At 61.8% G+C, this 16,123-nt stretch carries 14 protein-coding genes; 5 read left to right on the top strand and 9 right to left on the bottom strand.

Annotation, left to right across the window (positions count from 1 at the left end; translation table 11 throughout):
• Nucleotides 1-15: 15 nt before the first annotated feature.
• Nucleotides 16-1,242 (bottom strand): diaminopropionate ammonia-lyase, encoded by a 1,227-nt coding sequence (locus UCMB321_RS16545; protein ID WP_040068752.1) that lies wholly within the window; start codon nt 1,240-1,242, stop codon nt 16-18.
• Between the two features lie 72 nt (nt 1,243-1,314).
• Entirely contained in the window at nt 1,315-2,571 is a 1,257-nt protein-coding gene (locus UCMB321_RS16540) for a Zn-dependent hydrolase (RefSeq protein WP_040068751.1), read from the bottom strand.
• 176 nt (nt 2,572-2,747) lie between these two features.
• On the opposite strand from UCMB321_RS16540, the gene UCMB321_RS16535 reads away from it, so the two are divergent.
• Entirely contained in the window at nt 2,748-3,218 is a 471-nt protein-coding gene (locus UCMB321_RS16535) for an Lrp/AsnC family transcriptional regulator (protein WP_040068749.1), read from the top strand.
• A 144-nt stretch (nt 3,219-3,362) separates the two neighbouring features.
• On the opposite strand, the gene UCMB321_RS30760 is transcribed toward UCMB321_RS16535, so the two are convergent.
• Complete coding sequence (locus tag UCMB321_RS30760) at nt 3,363-3,566, bottom strand: hypothetical protein (protein WP_157015982.1); 204 nt, start codon at nt 3,564-3,566, stop codon at nt 3,363-3,365.
• 356 nt (nt 3,567-3,922) lie between these two features.
• Between UCMB321_RS30760 and UCMB321_RS16525 the strand changes: the two genes are divergently transcribed.
• The gene (locus UCMB321_RS16525; protein ID WP_052451273.1) at nt 3,923-4,483 is read left to right on the top strand and encodes a DUF4123 domain-containing protein; all 561 of its coding nucleotides are present in this window, start codon (nt 3,923-3,925) and stop codon (nt 4,481-4,483) included.
• A 136-nt stretch (nt 4,484-4,619) separates the two neighbouring features.
• Nucleotides 4,620-5,495, top strand: a complete 876-nt coding sequence (locus UCMB321_RS16520) for a DNA/RNA non-specific endonuclease (protein ID WP_040068743.1) — start codon at nt 4,620-4,622, stop codon at nt 5,493-5,495.
• Nucleotides 5,496-5,526: 31 nt separating this feature from the next.
• Here the strand turns inward: UCMB321_RS16520 and UCMB321_RS16515 are convergent, their stop codons facing one another.
• The 3 genes from UCMB321_RS16515 to UCMB321_RS29545 form a co-directional block, all read right to left on the bottom strand.
• Complete coding sequence (locus UCMB321_RS16515) at nt 5,527-6,222, bottom strand: type 1 glutamine amidotransferase (RefSeq protein ID WP_040068740.1); 696 nt, start codon at nt 6,220-6,222, stop codon at nt 5,527-5,529.
• Between the two features lie 89 nt (nt 6,223-6,311).
• Nucleotides 6,312-6,941, bottom strand: coding sequence for a M24 family metallopeptidase (locus UCMB321_RS16510; RefSeq protein WP_245220817.1), 630 nt, complete (start codon nt 6,939-6,941; stop codon nt 6,312-6,314).
• Between the two features lie 95 nt (nt 6,942-7,036).
• Nucleotides 7,037-8,134, bottom strand: coding sequence for a flavin reductase family protein (locus UCMB321_RS29545; protein ID WP_084615075.1), 1,098 nt, complete (start codon nt 8,132-8,134; stop codon nt 7,037-7,039).
• Nucleotides 8,135-8,254: 120 nt separating this feature from the next.
• On the opposite strand from UCMB321_RS29545, the gene pdxR reads away from it, so the two are divergent.
• A complete protein-coding gene (gene pdxR / locus UCMB321_RS16500; RefSeq protein ID WP_040068734.1) occupies nt 8,255-9,745 on the top strand; it encodes a MocR-like pyridoxine biosynthesis transcription factor PdxR in 1,491 nt (496 codons plus the stop codon).
• Nucleotides 9,746-9,855: 110 nt separating this feature from the next.
• On the opposite strand, the gene UCMB321_RS16495 is transcribed toward pdxR, so the two are convergent.
• The gene (locus UCMB321_RS16495; RefSeq protein ID WP_040068732.1) at nt 9,856-10,917 is read right to left on the bottom strand and encodes an alkene reductase; all 1,062 of its coding nucleotides are present in this window, start codon (nt 10,915-10,917) and stop codon (nt 9,856-9,858) included.
• A gap of 105 nt (nt 10,918-11,022) precedes the next feature.
• Here UCMB321_RS16495 and UCMB321_RS16490 point away from each other — a divergent pair, with 105 nt between their 5' ends.
• Complete coding sequence (locus UCMB321_RS16490) at nt 11,023-11,892, top strand: LysR family transcriptional regulator (protein ID WP_040069010.1); 870 nt, start codon at nt 11,023-11,025, stop codon at nt 11,890-11,892.
• Here the strand turns inward: UCMB321_RS16490 and UCMB321_RS16485 are convergent.
• Nucleotides 11,861-14,932 (bottom strand): efflux RND transporter permease subunit, encoded by a 3,072-nt coding sequence (locus tag UCMB321_RS16485; protein ID WP_040068730.1) that lies wholly within the window; start codon nt 14,930-14,932, stop codon nt 11,861-11,863. The two genes, UCMB321_RS16490 and UCMB321_RS16485, sit on opposite strands and share 32 nt — an antisense overlap.
• Before the next feature lie 13 nt (nt 14,933-14,945).
• Nucleotides 14,946-16,052 (bottom strand): efflux RND transporter periplasmic adaptor subunit, encoded by a 1,107-nt coding sequence (locus UCMB321_RS16480; RefSeq protein ID WP_245220822.1) that lies wholly within the window; start codon nt 16,050-16,052, stop codon nt 14,946-14,948.
• Nucleotides 16,053-16,123 lie beyond the last annotated feature (71 nt).

The following is a 16,123-nucleotide window of genomic DNA, read 5'->3' as shown; positions in this document are numbered from 1 at the left end:
TCGGGTCGACGCCATTCAAACGCTCGCCAGCCAAGCCTGCTGGCGAGCCCGAACCGACGCATCGGACTCTCCCACCAGCTTGGCATAGAGGCCCGGCGCCGTAGCACCTTCGGTGCTGATCAGCAGGATGCGCGACTGGGCGTCGATGCCGACCTCAGCGGCAAGGCTCGGCGCTGCGGCAAGCCGTATCAGTCCTGCCAGCCCGGCAACGGCTGACTCGCCGGCTTCCACCGGAATATCGCGCCGGCTGCCCGCCGCGAGGCGACGCATGGCACTCACCGCTTCGTCGTCATGGAGGGTCATGAAGAAGTCGATGCTGGGTTGCAGGAACTTCCAGGCCAGGGGAGAAGTTTCGCCACAGGCGAGTCCGGCCATGACCGAGTCCACCGAGCCCGTGGTCTTCGCGGCTGTTCCGGCCAGCGCACTCTGATACAAGCAGTCCGCTTGCTCCGGTTCGACGACGATGAAGGTCGGGCGCTGCTCGCCCTGCAGCTCCCAGAGATAGCTGACGATGCCGGCCGCCAGACCGCCCACCCCGCCTTGCAGGAACACATGGGTGAACGCGCCGCCGCCGCTCCGGCGCAGGGGGAGCGCTTCGACGATTTCGGCGGCGATCGTGCCGTAACCCTGCATCACGTCGCGGGGAATCTCTTCGTAACCCTCATAGGACGTGTCGGAAACCACCCACCATCCGTTGCTTTGCGCGAGCGCGGCGGCCTCTGTCACCGACCCGTCGTAGTTGCCACGGATGCGAACGATCTCGGCACCGTAGGCGGCAATCGCCTGCTCACGCTCGAGGCTGACGTTGGCATGGAGGACGATGACGCAGCGACAACCGACACTCTGCGCCGCTGCCGCCAAGGCACGGCCATGGTTGCCGTCAGTGGCACTGACGACCGTGAAATCGCGCAACACCGGATGGTGTTGCCCCGCCAGCAACCCCTGAGGTTCGAAGCCCTGGTCCGGGAACTGGCGCAGGATAAGACGCAGCAGGGCAATCGGTGCACCCAGCACCTTGAAACTGCCCAACTGCGAACGTTGCGATTCATCCTTGAGCCGAATCTCCGCGACCCCCAGTTCCGTGGCCAGATCGGGGAGTGAGTGCAGGGGCGTGGCGCCGCGATTCAGCCGCGACCACTGGGACAGCCAGGCGCGACTCTCAGCGGCCTTCTCGACACTCAGGATGCGTTTCAGGGCATCGGGGTAGGTCTCACGTTTTGCGTTGGGATTGGCGAGCAACATCACTGACTCCTTCGGGCAAGGCAGGGCCATCACCACCGGTCTTCACCGGTAGCGGGTAGTTTGAATGGGGAATTACGGGTGGCTGTTCAGGCGGCGGACCACCACATCGAGGAGCACCTCGGCGCCCTTGATCAACGCGTCGTCATCGGTGTGTTCGCGCGGGTTGTGGCTGATGCCGCCCCGGCTGGGTACGAAGATCATCGCCGCCGGCGCAATCCGCGCGATCATCTGCGCGTCATGCCCGGCACCCGAGGTCATGCGCTTGTGGCTGAGCCCGAAGCGTCGGGCCGATGCCTCGATTTCGTCGGCCAGGCCGGCATCGAAGATCACCGGTTGGAAGCGTACCAGTTGCGTCGTGTCGATGTGCACGCCTTCGGCCTCCGAGATCTCGGCAAGGAACCGGGACAGCCGCGCTTCAGCGTTCGCCAGCCGCGCGTCATCGGGATCGCGCAGGTCCACGGTGAAGCTGGCCTTGCGCGGTATGACGTTGATTACATTCGGCTCGAAACTCATGCAGCCGACCGTGGCCAGGGTGGTTGCGTCCGAGTCGTTGGCGATCTTGCGCAACTCGGCAACCACCGCGCTGGCCACATAGCCGGCGTCATGACGCAAGCGGGTAGGGGTGGTGCCCGCGTGGTTGGCGTTGCCTTGCACGATCACCCGTTGCCAGGAGATCCCCTGGAGGTTCTCCACCACGCCGATCAAGGTGTTCTCGGCTTCCAGGATCGGCCCTTGCTCGATATGCAGTTCCAGGTATTCGTGGGGAACAATGGAGCCCGGCTCCAGATCGCCGGCGTAGCCGATGCGCTCCAGCTCGTCGGCGAGGCGCGTGCCGTCCGTGCCGATGGTGGCCAAGGCCGCTTCGACCGACAGTCCCCCGGCGTAGACCAGTGAGCCCATCATGTCCGGCTGATAGCGAACACCTTCTTCATTGGTAAAGGCGCCGATGGTAATGGGCCGCGCTGGCAGCACACGGGCCTGACGAAATGCCCGGACCACGGCCAGGCCGGCCAACACGCCATAGCAACCGTCCAATGCACCCGCATTGGTCACTGTATCGATGTGCGAGCCGATCATCAGCGGGGCTGGTTCGCCCTGGTCGTCAACAGCGCGGAGCGTGCCGAAAATGTTGCCGATACGATCGACCTGGATCTCCAGGTCCAGCTCTTTCATCCAGGCCACGAGTTGGTCGCGCCCGGACTTTTCCGCATCGGTCAGTGCAATGCGGGTGCGGCCGCCGTTCAAGGGGTCAGCCCCCAGTTCGCCGAGGGCTCGGATCTGCTGAAGGAGAATCGCACCGTTCAGGCGAAGATCGGGAAAGGGGCTCATAGGATTCTCCGGGCGCTACGGGCGGCTGAAGGCCCGACAGGTTCGTGGGTGGATCATGGTTGCTGGGTAAATCTTATTGCAACGCAGCGCACTTATTTCTTGATTTTCGGCTGCCGAATGAATTTTTATTCCGTTTTCAGCGCCACTTGCGCTTGCCCATTGAAGAACCCACACCCATGAGCCTTGATCATTTCGATTTAGCCCTGCTCGAAGCCATCCAGCAGGACGCCACCACCTCCCAGCAGGACCTCGGCGCGCGGGTAAACCTGTCGTCCGCCGCCGTGAATCGCCGGTTGAAAAAACTGAAGGAGGACGGCCTGGTCCGCCAGACCGTCGCGCTGGTGGACCCGGTGCGCCTGGGCTACGGGCTGACGGTCATCGCCGAGGTGGAGGTGGAAAATGAGCGCCTGGACCTGCTGGATGCGATGAAGCGTACCTTCCTGGCCTGCCCGCAGGTCCAGCAGTGCTACTACGTCGCCGGCGAGTGCGATTTCGTCCTGATCCTGGCGGTCAGGAACATGGAGCAATACACCGAGCTGACCCGGACACTGTTTTTCCAGAGCAATAACGTCAAGCGCTTCAAGACATTGGTCTCGATGAGCAATGTGAAGGTCGGGCTGGCTGTCCCGGTAACGGATCCTGCCTGATGGCGTCCAGTTCCATAACGAAGCGCCAGGGGCAGCGTCATGCGTGCCATCCTCACGCTTCCCCAGGCGGCCTGTGCTACAACTGACTCTCGTATCATTGCGTTCGAGGGCCGGTAGCCTATGCGGTTATGTTTTTTTGATGGATCAGACCGCATCGAAGTGGGCGACAGGGCCGGATTTGTTCATGAGCCGTTCGATACGAGGACGGGTAACAGAACCTATGACCAGCCAGCGGTCAAGATGGACCTGCATGAGACGTGGCAGGTGGAACGTTTTGTTCGCCGATATTTTCAGGGGGCCGGGGAGATGCACCGCTTGCGCTCCTTGCTCTCCAGCCAGCTTTCTCATGACTACCGCCTACCTGATGAGGAGGTCCTGAGACAACTGTCCAGTCAACTCCAGAATGGGCAGTTGTGTGCCTACGTTTATAAATACGTACCGATGGTGCGTACAAGAGTGCCGGCGCCGGACGCAATGCCTCGGATTGATACGCCGAGAGCAAGGCCCCCGACTCGTCGCCTGCCGAAAAAGCCCAGTGTAGACACTGACACGTCCGCACCTGCTCCGGCAGCCGCCGTCCAAGCCGAATCCGAGCACCAGAAAAGTATCAATGCCGTACAGGATAATCAGGCCGCGACACTGGTGGAAGCCGCCAAGAGCGGGACGCCTTTTTGTGAAATATGTGAACTCAATAAGGCCGAGTCTTGAACAGCGACGGCGACAGGATGAATCCGACCACACTCGAGCGGTTGATGATGCTGCTATGGCCGAACGGCGATGACGCTTCAGGTGATGGCGTCTATTGGTTACTCGACGGGGCGCGTGATCCCGGGATCGTACAGTGGCTTCGATCCGGCGAACTCAGGTTCTCGTGCCTGTATTCGGGTCAGATGACCCCGAGTCTTGAGGCGGCAGCCCCGTACCTGGTACAGCTCATGCCCAAGTCTCCGGCCACCCGGGAGCTGCTTGAGCGAGGCTGGGGGCGCGCCTGGGGGATCTTCATTTTTGCCCCTGCGGCATTGCCGATGCCCGCCATACGCTTGCATCTGAAGAAGTTCCTCCGTGTCCGGACCGAAGATAAAAAGCTGCTCATGTTTCGTTATTACGATCCACGGGTCTTGTCGGTCTTCCTGCCCACCTGCACCGATGAGGAGTTCACGAAATTCCTCGGGCCATTGAACCGCCTGCTGGTCGAGCTGGACGAAGGTGAGCGATGGAACATCTTCGACCTGGAGGATCGCAGCCTGCGGATCGTGTCGGCCTGACAGGCCGCGATGCCGCCAGCATCGACTCAAGCGCTTCTGGCAATTTCCGCTCATAACGCGTAAAACGCCCCTCCAAGCCCTCATCTAGAGGGCTTTGTCATCTGCATCCCCGTACTCCAATCCGAAGAATTCAAGCATGAACCTACGCAATATCGCAGTGGGGCTGTCGGCCCTTGTGTTGTTCTCGACCGGCGCGGCGCAAGCGCGCAACCTGCTGGACCTCATCGATCACCCCAGCCAGCACGAGAAACAAGGACACCGTTCGGGCTCGATCAGCCAGAGCGCAGCGATTGATCTCTATTCAAGCAAACAGCAGCAGGCCTCCTTTGACGGCTGTGCAGACCTGTTCCCGGGCGCCCGGCCGATCAGCACCGCCAGTGTGCCGGCCACGATGAAACCCATGGCGCTGTGTTCCGACAGCTTTGCGGTGCTGTACTCGCAAACCAGCAAGACCCCGTTGGTGGTGGTGGAGCGCCTGAGCGCGGCGCAGCTACAGGATGCCAAGGGGGAGGAGCGTACCAATCAGTTCTACCCGGACCCGCGTATTCCCAAGGGCGCGCGAGCCGAGCTGAGCGACTACCGGGCTCAGCATCCGGCCATGGATCGCGGCCATCAGGCCCCGGCGGCGGATGCCCCGAATTCGAACGCCATGGCCCAGTCCTTCGCGCTGTCGAACATGGTGCCGCAGGACCCGACCAATAACCGCAAGATCTGGAGCAAGGTCGAGGCCGACGTCAGAAAGTTCGCGATGCGCGCCGAGGGCAATGTGTTCGTCTTTACCGGCCCGATCTTTGACGAGGGCCACACCACCATCGGCGACGACCAGGTCTGGGTCCCCACGCGCCTGTTCAAGCTGGTGTACGACGCATCGTCGAAACGGGCCTGGGCCTACGTGCTGCCCAATACAGAAACCCGCATCGAGAAACCGATGGACTATGAGACGTTCGTGAAAACCACCGGGCTCAAGCTGCTGGACCAGCTACCGGTCTCGGGCTCGGTGGTGCGTTCCTGAGTGTCGGGCGTGATAGCGGCGCATCGTTTTTTCAACGGTCTCGATGCTGCGTGATGTACGCAAGGACGTCGCTCATCACCTGTTTCGTCGCCGCATAGCACTCGTCCGATGCGGCACGAATCACCTCTTGCGATTGTACGTATCGCTGTTCAACCAGGTCGCTGGCGCAATGCTTCAACATTGCGTCAACGCTGGCCCGTGTCATTTCCATATGGAACTGCAGGCCGATCACGCAATGGCCCAACTGAAATGCCTGGTTCTTGCAGGCCTCGCTGCTCGCCAGGTGGAGGGCGCCCTGAGGCAGATCGAAGGTCTCGCCATGCCAGTGCAAGACCTCGATCGTCGCCGGGAAGTTGAACCTGCCGGCTGAGTGAGTGGTTGCTGAAATGGGAAACCAGCCAATTTCTTTCTCGGACGCCGGATACACACGGCTCCCTTTCGCCGCCGCAATGAGCTGTGCGCCCAGGCAGATACCGAGGACGGCAACACCACTGTCGATGGCCTGGGCGATAAAGCGTTTCTCAGGGATCAACCACGGTAATTCGGATTCGTCATTCACGCTCATCGAGCCGCCCAGTGCGATGACCAGATCAATCCCCGTCAATGCCGGAAGTTCGGCGGACTCATAGAAACGGGTGTAAGTGATCTGGGCGTCGTGTTCCTGAAGCCAGGTTTCGATGTTTCCCAGGCCTTCGAACGAAGCATGTTGCAAAACGTGGACGCGCATATTGACTCTCCCTTTCCAAGCAGACAGGGCTGCCCTGACTTGATAATGGTTGCATTACAGCAGATCTATCGTCGGCAGGGCTGCCGGGGTCAGGCGAAGAAGTAGGTATCTTCGAGCAGCATGTCCTCAAAGAAGGCGCCGAAGGTGTGTTCTTTATTGCGGATATGTATTTCGAGCACCCACAACTGTCGAGACGGCGTGAAGGTGATGTCCGCCATGGGGCCTGGGTAGATGGACGCGTGGGGGAAGTCCGCAAGGCGGTGTCCGGAAAGATCCATGTTGAGCTCCCAGCCACGTTGCTCGGCGCATGCGAGCGCAAACTCATAAAGTGCCTTGCCTGTTGCTTGAGTGGACAGCCAGTGGCGGCGGACGTCGTGAAATATCTCCCGCGCGTCAGTGGCGCAATGGGCCATGTCCGGGTTGCTGCCTGTCACGAACGTATCGCCGCCATCGCCTTCCCATTCTTTCCAGGTCGGGCCAATGTCAATCAGGAAGATATCGTCCGCGCCCAGGACCATTCCAGGTTCGGATGCTTCGCCAAAGGTCTTGGTCGTATTGCTGCCAAAGCGAACATAGACCTCATGCCAACCCCGGAGCATGGCGTGCTCGGCGAGGACGTCCTTGGCCATTTCCACCGCGTCTTCTTCGACCATTCCGGGCTGGACCCTGCGCGCGATCTCCTGGATCGCGTAACGCGTCATCTGGCGCACGGTCATCATTTGGCTCTCGCTGTAGGCTGGTCCTACGGCTTCCACGGTTTGGCGGTCATGTATCAATGTCATGGGGGGACTCTCGATCAGGGTAGTGGACAGGGTTAAACGGCCAGTGCCGGAATGCTGAAATGCAGCCCGTCCAACGCGGGCTCGATGATGATCTGGCACGCTAGTCGGTCCAACTGGCCCGCTTCGGGAAGCGCCTGGAGCAGCCGCTGTTCTGAACGGGCAGGTGGCGGGATCTGGTTGAACCAGTGCGGTGTCAGGCTGACCCGGCAGGTCCCGCAGGATTGCCGACCACCGCAAACGCCCTTGAGTACACCCGCGGCCCGCAAGCCATGCAGCAGCGACGTACCAGGTTCAAGCTGCAGGCGGTTGCGGGTCACTTGCTGCGGCTGCTGGGTATCGAAGGTGGCGTTGACCGACAGGGTGTCGGCGGGTGGCCGAGGGGTGGCCGCCGGTGCCGTTGCGCTGACGAAAGCATCGGCGAAAAAACGTTCGGCGCGCAGCCCGTTGTTTTGCGTCAGCAGGGCTTGCGCGGCATCCACCATGGCGGGCAGGCCGCAGGCGTAAACGAGCGCGTCGGCGAGATCCGGATGTTGCCGCGCCGCCCAATCCTGAACGTAGCGCGGCTCGCCATGGTCCCTGTCCGAGGCACTGGCGCTCATGCGGAAATGGAAATTGGGGTGGCGTGATTCAAGCGCCTCGAACGCAGCCGACTCATAGAGTTCCTCGACATGGCGGGCTCCCCAGTACAGCCACACCGGGTTCGTGCAACCACTCGACAGGGCTGCCTGCACCAGCGCCTTGATGGGGGCGATGCCGGTGCCGGTTGCCAGAAAGAGTATCGGTGCATCGGGTGATGTCGGCGTTTGCCAGACACAGTCACCATAGGGCCCATAGACCTTGAGCGAACTCAGGACGCTGCTGCGCTCACGCAGCAGCGTCGAGAATTTCCCCTGTGGATGCAGGCGCACGTGCAACTCGATCGCACCGTCAGCCGCCATCGCCGTGGCGGGCGAGTAACTACGCAGTTCGCCATTGGCGAGTTCGATGCTGATGTATTGGCCTTCACGGTAGTGCAAACGCCGGGCGCTGACCGGGAGCAGTACCAACCTCACCACCTGGTCGGTCACGTCCTCCCGTTTGGCGACTCGATAGTCAGCCGTAAGAGCGTAGCGGTGCGCAGCGATAGTCATTTTTGAGACAGCCTGGGTGTTAGGTCGTGATCAAAATGCTATCGTCTGTCTGGTCCTATTCAATCATCCAGATTTGATAAGTCTGATGGTCCAGAAAAATCCGAGACAACGTGGACGTCCATGGTTAAACGATGGGATATCAGTGTCGAACTCGACCGAACGGCGACCGCTTCGCTGAATGCACAGCTCGTGGCGGCCCTCACGGAGCGGATACGCTCGGGGTTGCTACGTCCCGGCGACTCGTTGCCGACTTCTCGTGAGTGGGCGGTTCGGTTAGGCGTGAACCGCAAGACCATCGTCCTGGCGTACGAAGAGTTGACGGCGCAGGGGTGGTTGATCACCCAGCAAAAGCGCGGGACCTTTGTGTCCCCGGAACTGCCCGTGGTCAAGCAGGAGGCCCGTGTCGCGGCGGTCGCCCAGCGTCTTTCGGGGCGCCTGCCAGAACCTGGCTACCAGCCTTACGGCAGTGTGTGCCCGCCGGTGGTTCAGATAGGGGACGACGTATTCGATTTCAGTGACGGCGCGCCCGACACACGCCTTGTGCCGTTCGAGGAGCTGTCGAGGGCTTTCCGTATTGCCCTGCTGGAGTCGGCGCGCGGCAATCGGATGGGCTACGGCGATCCTCGCGGCCTGGGCCTGTTGCGTCAGGAACTGGCCGCCATGTTGCGCGCGGAGCGAGGCCTCAATGCCGACGCGGATACCTTGTGCCTGGTGCGGGGTAGTCAGATGGGCATCTACCTGGCCGCAAAAATGCTGGTGCGCCCCGGCGACGGAGTGGCCATGGAGCGCCTGAGCTACCCCCCGGCGAGGGACGCGTTCCGCGCCTGTGGTGGCTCGATTCACAGTATCGAGCAGGACGAGCTCGGCATGATCCCCGATGCGCTGGAGCGGGTGTGTCGAGCTCAGCGCATACGGGCCATTTACCTCACGCCGCATCATCAGTTTCCAACCACCGTGACCATGCCGATAGATCGCCGCATGCGCCTGCTGGCGCTGGCGGAGCAATTCGATTTCGTCATCATCGAAGATGATTACGACCATGAGTTCCACTTTTCGCACAGCCCGATGTTGCCCATGGCGAGCGTGGATCAAGGCGGGCGCGTGATCTACATCGGGTCGTTGAGCAAGATACTGGCACCGGGTCTACGCATCGGTTACGTCGTGGCGCCACCGCTCATCATCAACCGCCTGGCCAACGAAATCCTGCTGGTCGACAGGCAAGGCAATACCGTTACCGAACGTGCGGCGGCGCACCTGCTGCAAAGCGGCCAGCTCAAGCGCCATATTCGGCGAGCGCTACGGGTTTACGAACAGCGTTGTCGGTTGGCGGTCCAGGCCGTCCATGAGCACCTGGGCGACGTGGCCAGCGTCACCGCACCCGGCGGTGGTCTGGCGCTGTGGATCAGGTTCACCCAGCCGCTGGATATGGCGCTCCTGGCGCAGGACGCCATGGCGCAAAACATCCGCATCCTGCCCGGGCACTTGTTCGGCGACGATGACTCGCCGGTCCAGGCGATGCGCTTGGGTTATGGCAGTCTGGATGAGCGAGAGTTTCGTCACGGCATCGAACGACTGAGCCAGGTGGTGAAGGGGAGGGTGTTGTCGAGATGAGCCCCAAGGCGGCCTGGCCGGCGTGCTCGGGGCCTTCGACCGGGGCGGTGTAGCCAGGGCCACGGGACGTCCTGTCTGCCCTGGCTATTTTTCCGAGGACTGCGCCGACCTCAAGCGCTCAAGGCGAGGTAGTCGGTGTAGCCCTTCTGGCTGCCGCCGAAGAAGGTCGTGTGGTCCGCTTGATTCAGCGGCGCGCCCGCTTTCAAGCGCTCGACAAAGTCCGGGTTGGCCAGGACCATCTGGCCGTAGGCCTCCATATCCGCCAGCCCTGCAGCCAGGTCGGCGCCAATCTGTTCCCGTGGGCGGCTTGGGCGGTTCAGAATCAGGGTGTTCTTCCAGAGCTTGCGGATGTCAGCCAGCAGTGCGTCGTTGCCTTGATGCAGGACATGCACGTAGGCAAGGCCCAGTTTGTTCAACTCGGCGACCAGATAGCGGTAGAGGCTCGGGCCTTCTTCGCCTTCGTCAATTCCCCACATGGCGGTGCCGGGCGAGAGACGGATGGCGGTCTTGTCGGCCCCGATTTCCTCGGCGATGGCGGTCGCGACCTCGATGGCGAAGCGTGCGCGGTTCTCGATCGAACCACCGTATTCGTCGGTCCGGGTGTTGGCGCTCGGGGCGAAGAATTGCTGGATCAGATAGGCGTTGGCGCCGTGAATCTCGACACCGTCGGCGCCGGCTTCAATCGCTCGACGCGCGGCGAAGCGGAAATCGGCGACCGTCTGGCGTACTTCTTCAGTGCTCAACGCGCGCGGTACAGGGATGTCCTGCATACCGGTGGCGGTGAACATGGGCGTGTTCGGCGCAATGGCGGACGGTGCCACACCCTGGCGATGATGAGGCGTGTTATCGGGGTGCGACATACGACCGGCATGCATCAGCTGGATAAAGATATGACCGCCCTGGGCGTGTACCGCCGAGGTGATTTTCTTCCAGCCCGCCACGTGCGCATCGCTATAGATCCCCGGCGTGGTGAGGTAGCCCTGGCCATCGGCGGATGGCTGCGTGCCTTCGGCCACGATCAGGCCGACGCTGGCGCGCTGGGCATAGTATTCGGCGGCCAGTTCCCCCGGGGTTCCATCGAACTCCGCGCGGCTACGGGTCATGGGGGCCATGACCAGGCGGTTTGAAAAAGTCGCCTTGGCAACGTGGATGGGCGTGAAGAGTGAGCTCATGGTGCGACCCTCAAATGAATTGCGAGGAACGCATCATCCGTCTTATTATTTTTGGGATAAATGGGGCTTTCTGGATTTGATTGATCCATATGTGGAGCAATGTTCGTGGAACTGCTGAACGATATGGCGTTGTTTGTCGAGGTGGTCAAAGCGAAAGGGTTTCGCGGGGCTGCCGAGGTGATGGGCATGCCGAACTCCACTTTGTCGCGGCGTATCAGTGCCTTGGAGAAGGCGATCGGCTTGCGGCTCTTGCATCGAACAACGCGCAAGGTCGAGCTGACTGAAGCCGGGCAGATCTACTTCGAGCGCTGCAAGCGCATTGTCGATGAAGCCCGGCTGGCCCATGAGCAGCTTGGCGACATGCTGGCGCAGCCCAGCGGTGTGCTGCGGGTCTCATTGCCCGTGGACTTTGCGATCACCTACCTGGCGCCCTTGATCGCCGAGTTTGCCGGCCTATATCCGGGAATCACCTTCGATCTCGATCTGAGCCCACGGCGAGTCGACCTGGTGAGCGAGCCCTTCGACGTCGCCATTCGGATTGGCGAATCTGAAAACTCCCAACTGATCGCACGCCCCCTGATCACGCTGGTGCCGTATTTGTACGCCTCGCCGCGTTATCTCGAAGTGGCGGGTGTACCCGATACACCGAGCGATCTCGAACGGCATCAGTGTCTGAATATCCTGAGGGACGGGACCTGGACCCTGAACAATGGTGCGCAAACCCTCTCGGTGGCGGTGGGAGGACGTTTCATGGTCAACAGCGTCGGGTTGCTGCGACGGCTGGCGACGCTGGACCAGGGGATTGTGTTGATGCACGACGAAATCATTGTCGATGAACTGCGTAATGGCCAGCTGCGTCGGGTCCTGCCCGAATGGAGGGGCAAGGCGGTGACGGTTTATGCCGTCACCGAGACGCGACTGCTGCCCGCCAAGACCCAACGTTTCATCGAGTTCCTTCGAGCTCGGCTGGCGTGAGCGGCTGTTCGGGCACCTCCTGATGGTGAGTGGTGCCAATGAACATGTACATGGCCGGCACCATGAAGAGCGTCAGCAGGGTGCCGATCGAGAGGCCAGAGAAGATCACCAGGCCCATGTCGTGACGCCCGGCCGCGCCGGCACCGGAGGCCAGGACGAGCGGCACGACGCCCAGCACCATGGCCGCGGTGGTCATCAGGATCGGCCGCAGACGTACCGCGGCGGCCTCTTCGATGGCCTCGCGCTTGGCGCGACCGGCGCGTTGCAATTCGTTGGCAAATTGCACGATCAGGATCCCATGCTTGGTGATGAGCCCGAGCAGGGTCACCAGCCCGACCTGTGTGTACACGTTGATGGAGGCGAAGCCCATCGTGATGAACGCCAGTGCGCCGAACAGCGCCGGCGGCACCGAAAACAGGATCACCACGGGGTCCCGGTAGCTCTCGAACTGGAACGCCAACGCCAGGTAGACGATCAGGATGGAGAACAGCAGAAGGCCGACGAAGCCGCCCGACTCCTGCAGGAACTGACGCGACTCACCTGACGCATCCGAGGTGTAGCCTGACGGTGCGACGCTGTTGAGGATGCTGTCCAGCTTCGCCAGCAGTTCACCTTGGGACAAGCTGCTCACGCCGGAAAGGGTGGCGGAGTTGAGCTGCTGGAAGTGGTTGATCGACTCCGCCTCCGTGGATGTCTCGATATGGGCCACCGTACGCGCCTGGATCATGGCGCCGGAGGGCGTGCGGATGTAGTAATCGAGAATCTGCTCGGGGTTGAGACGGTTGACCTGCAGGACCTGGGGAATGACCTTGTACGAGCGCCCGGCGGTGGAGAAATAGTTCACGTAGTTCCCACCCAGCGCCGCCGAAAGGGCCGCGCCGACGTCGGCCTGGGTCATCCCCAGGGCCGCGATCTTGTCACGGTCGACCACCAGCGTGGCTTGCGGCTTGTCGATCTTCAAGTCCAGGTCGGAGAACCAGAACAGCTTTTGCGTTTGTGCCTCGTTCATCACCGCCTGGGCGACTTCATTGAGGTTCTGGACCGACTCGGTGGTGGTAATGACGAACTGGATCGGCAAGCCCTGGGCGCCCGGCAACGACGGCAGCGGAAAGGCCGCGATCTTGGCACCGGCCACCTGGTTCCACTTCTGTTGAAGGTCCAGGATCAATTCCGCTTGCGAGCGACTGCGTTGTCCCCAGGGTTTGAGTAGCACGCCGCCGAGCCCCTGATTGAGTGATGGCACCCCCGTGAGCTGGAACATCTGCGCGTACTCGGGCTCCGTTTTCGAGATCTGGAAGGCCTGGTCAGCCAGGCGCTCCATCTGCTGCGGGGAGGCCGTCGGCGCCCCTTTGACCTGCATGAACACCAGCCCCTGGTCTTCGGTCGGGGAGAGCTCGCTCTTGGCGGTCATGCCGCTGGCGGCCACCAGCAGGAACAGGATAAAGCCAAAGATGACCAGCACCGGCCAGCTGTCGAGTCCGGCTGACAGCACCCGGTGGTAGCGGCTGCGCAGCAGGTCGAAACAGCGATCCAGCCAGCGGGCGAATCGACCTTCTTCCTGCCCGGGCTTGAACAGTCGCGACGTCATCATCGGCGAGAGGCTCAACGCCACCACGGCCGACACGGTCACGGCGCCGGCCAACGAGAAACAGAACTCCTTGAACAGTGCGCCAGTGAGACCGGTGCGCAGCCCGATGGGGACGTAGGCGGCAATCAACACCACCGTCATGGCGATAATCGGCCCCCCCAGTTCCCTGGCCGCGACCATGGCGGCCTCCATGACCGCTTTACCTTCTTCCTTGATATGGCGGTCGACGTTCTCGACCACGATGATCGCGTCATCGACCACCAGGCCGATGGCCAGTACCAGCGCCAGCAGGGTCAGCAGGTTGATCGAGTACCCCAGCAGGAACATGATGAAAAAGGTTCCGATCAGCGACAGTGGTATCGCCACCAGGGGCACAATCACCGCGCGAAAGGAGCCGAGGAACAGGTAGATGACGATCGAGACGATGATCATGGCCTCGCCGAGGGTCTTCACCACCTCGCGGATCGAGGTATTGATGAACTCCGTGGAGTCGTAGACGATCTCGCCCGTGACGCCGGCCGGCAGTTGCGATTGCAGGTCGGGGAAAGCCTTTCTGACCTCGGCGGCGACCGTCAGGATGTTGGCAGTGGGGGCCACCTTGATACCGATGAACACCGAACGCTTGCCGGAGAACGCGACGCTGGTGTTGTAGTTCTCCGCACCCAGGGTGACCGTTGCCACATCCTCCAGGTGCACCAGTGCATCGCCGTTCTGCTTGACCACCAGTTGCTTGAATTCATCCGCCGTGTGCAGATCGGTTCCGGCGGTCAGGTCGACCGTCACCATCTGGCCTTTTGTCGAACCCAGGGCGGACAGGTAGTTGTTGCTGGACAAGGCCACCGAAACGTCCTGTGCCGAAACGTTGTGGGCGGCCAGCTTGTCCGGGTCCAGCCAGGCGCGCATGGCGAATTGGCGCCCGCCGAGAATCTCGGCCGTTTGCACGCCTTCGAGCGAATCGAGCTTGGGCTTGACCACCCGCAACAGGTAATCGGTGATGTTGTTGGTGGGCAGTGCATCGCTGTAGAAGCCCAGGTACATGGCGTCCGTGGTCTGTCCGACCGCGACCGTGAGCACCGGCTCCTGGGCCTGCGCCGGCAGCTGGTTCTTCACCGAGTTGACCTGGGTATTGATCTCCGTCAGGGCCTTGCTGGCGTCGTAGTTGAGCCGCAGGGTCGCGGTGATGGTCGAGAGCCCGGTAATGCTTGAGGAGGACAGGTAATCGATGCCCTGCGCCTGGGCGATGGCCGACTCGAGAGGTTGGGTGATAAAGCCGGCGACGGTGGCCGCATCCGCGCCGTAGTAACTGGTGGTGATGGTGACCACGGTGTTTTCGGTGCGAGGCCACTGGTTGACCGGCAGCCCGAAGATCGACCGCAACCCCAGTATCAGGATGAACATCGAGACGACAACGGCCCAGACCGGTCGCTTGATGAAGGTATCGGTGAGTTTCATGGGCGGGCGGGCCTCATTGTTCCTGTGGCGTCGGTGACGTGTCGTTCAGCGGCGCATCACGGTTGTCGATTTTCACCGGTGAGCCGTTCTTGAGTTTCATCTGGCCACTGGTGATCACCTGGTCGCCTTCCTTCACGCCGGACAGGATGGCCACCTGGTCGCCGCGGGTCGGCCCCGTCTTGATGAAGGTCTGCTGTGCCGTGAGCACCTCGTTGCCCTGGTCACTCGGTACCGCGATGAACACCGTTGTCCCATAAGGGTTATAGGTGACGGCGGTTTGTGGAACCGTGAGATAGCGCTGCTTCGTACCAGACTCCACGACGGCCTGGGCAAACATGCCGGGCACCAGGCGTTGCTGCGGATTCGCGATGGTGGCTTCGACGATGACGTTGCGCGTGGTCGGGTCGAACTTGGTGTCGATGGCCGTGACCTTGCCGGTGAAGGTCTGCTGGGGCAGGCCGCCTGCCGTGACCGAGACGGCTTGACCGAGGGCAATCGCCTCCAACTGTGCCTGCGGGACGTTGAAGTCGATGTAGATGGGGTTGAAGGTCTGCAGGGTCGCTATCTTGTCGCCAGGGTTGAGGAATTGACCGGGATTGACACTGGTCACCCCGATCTTTCCGGCAAAGGGGGCACGGATGGTCTTCTTCGCCACCAGCGCCCGTTGCTGCTCTGCCGCCGCCACTTTCGCTTTCAGGTCGGCGTCGTCCGCATCGACTTGTGCCTGGGACACGGCGCTGACCGCCAGTTGAGCCTTGTCGCGCTTGAGGACCGTGACGGCCAGGTTGGCGGTGGCTTCGAGCGAGTGAAGCTGGGCGATGTCCGAGTCCGCATTCAACTGGACCAGCAGGTCGGCGGCCGCCACCTCCTGGCCCGGTTTGAAGCCGATCGTGCGAACGATACCGCCGACCTCGGTGGTGACATCGACACCCCGCACCGCCTTCATCGAACCCACGCTGGAAACGCTCGGCTGCCAATCGGCCAATTGCGCGCGGGTGACCGTCACCACGGAGGGCGGCAGGGGGATCTTGGATTGGGCGATCACCTTCGATATCTGCATGAATTTCACGCCGGCGATGATCGCCACGATCACCAGCACCACTGCGAGCATGATGAGCATGGGCCGCAGCAGCCGTCGTTTACGGACACCACCAGGTGTAGTCGGCGGGGTCGATAGAGCAGAGGCGGTCT

The sequence above is a fragment of the Pseudomonas batumici genome (assembly GCF_000820515.1).
In the GTDB taxonomy this organism is placed as follows: Bacteria; Pseudomonadota; Gammaproteobacteria; order Pseudomonadales; family Pseudomonadaceae; genus Aquipseudomonas; species Aquipseudomonas batumici.
Note: the sequence above shows the minus strand (reverse complement) of the source record. Positions and strands in the feature narration are given on the sequence as shown.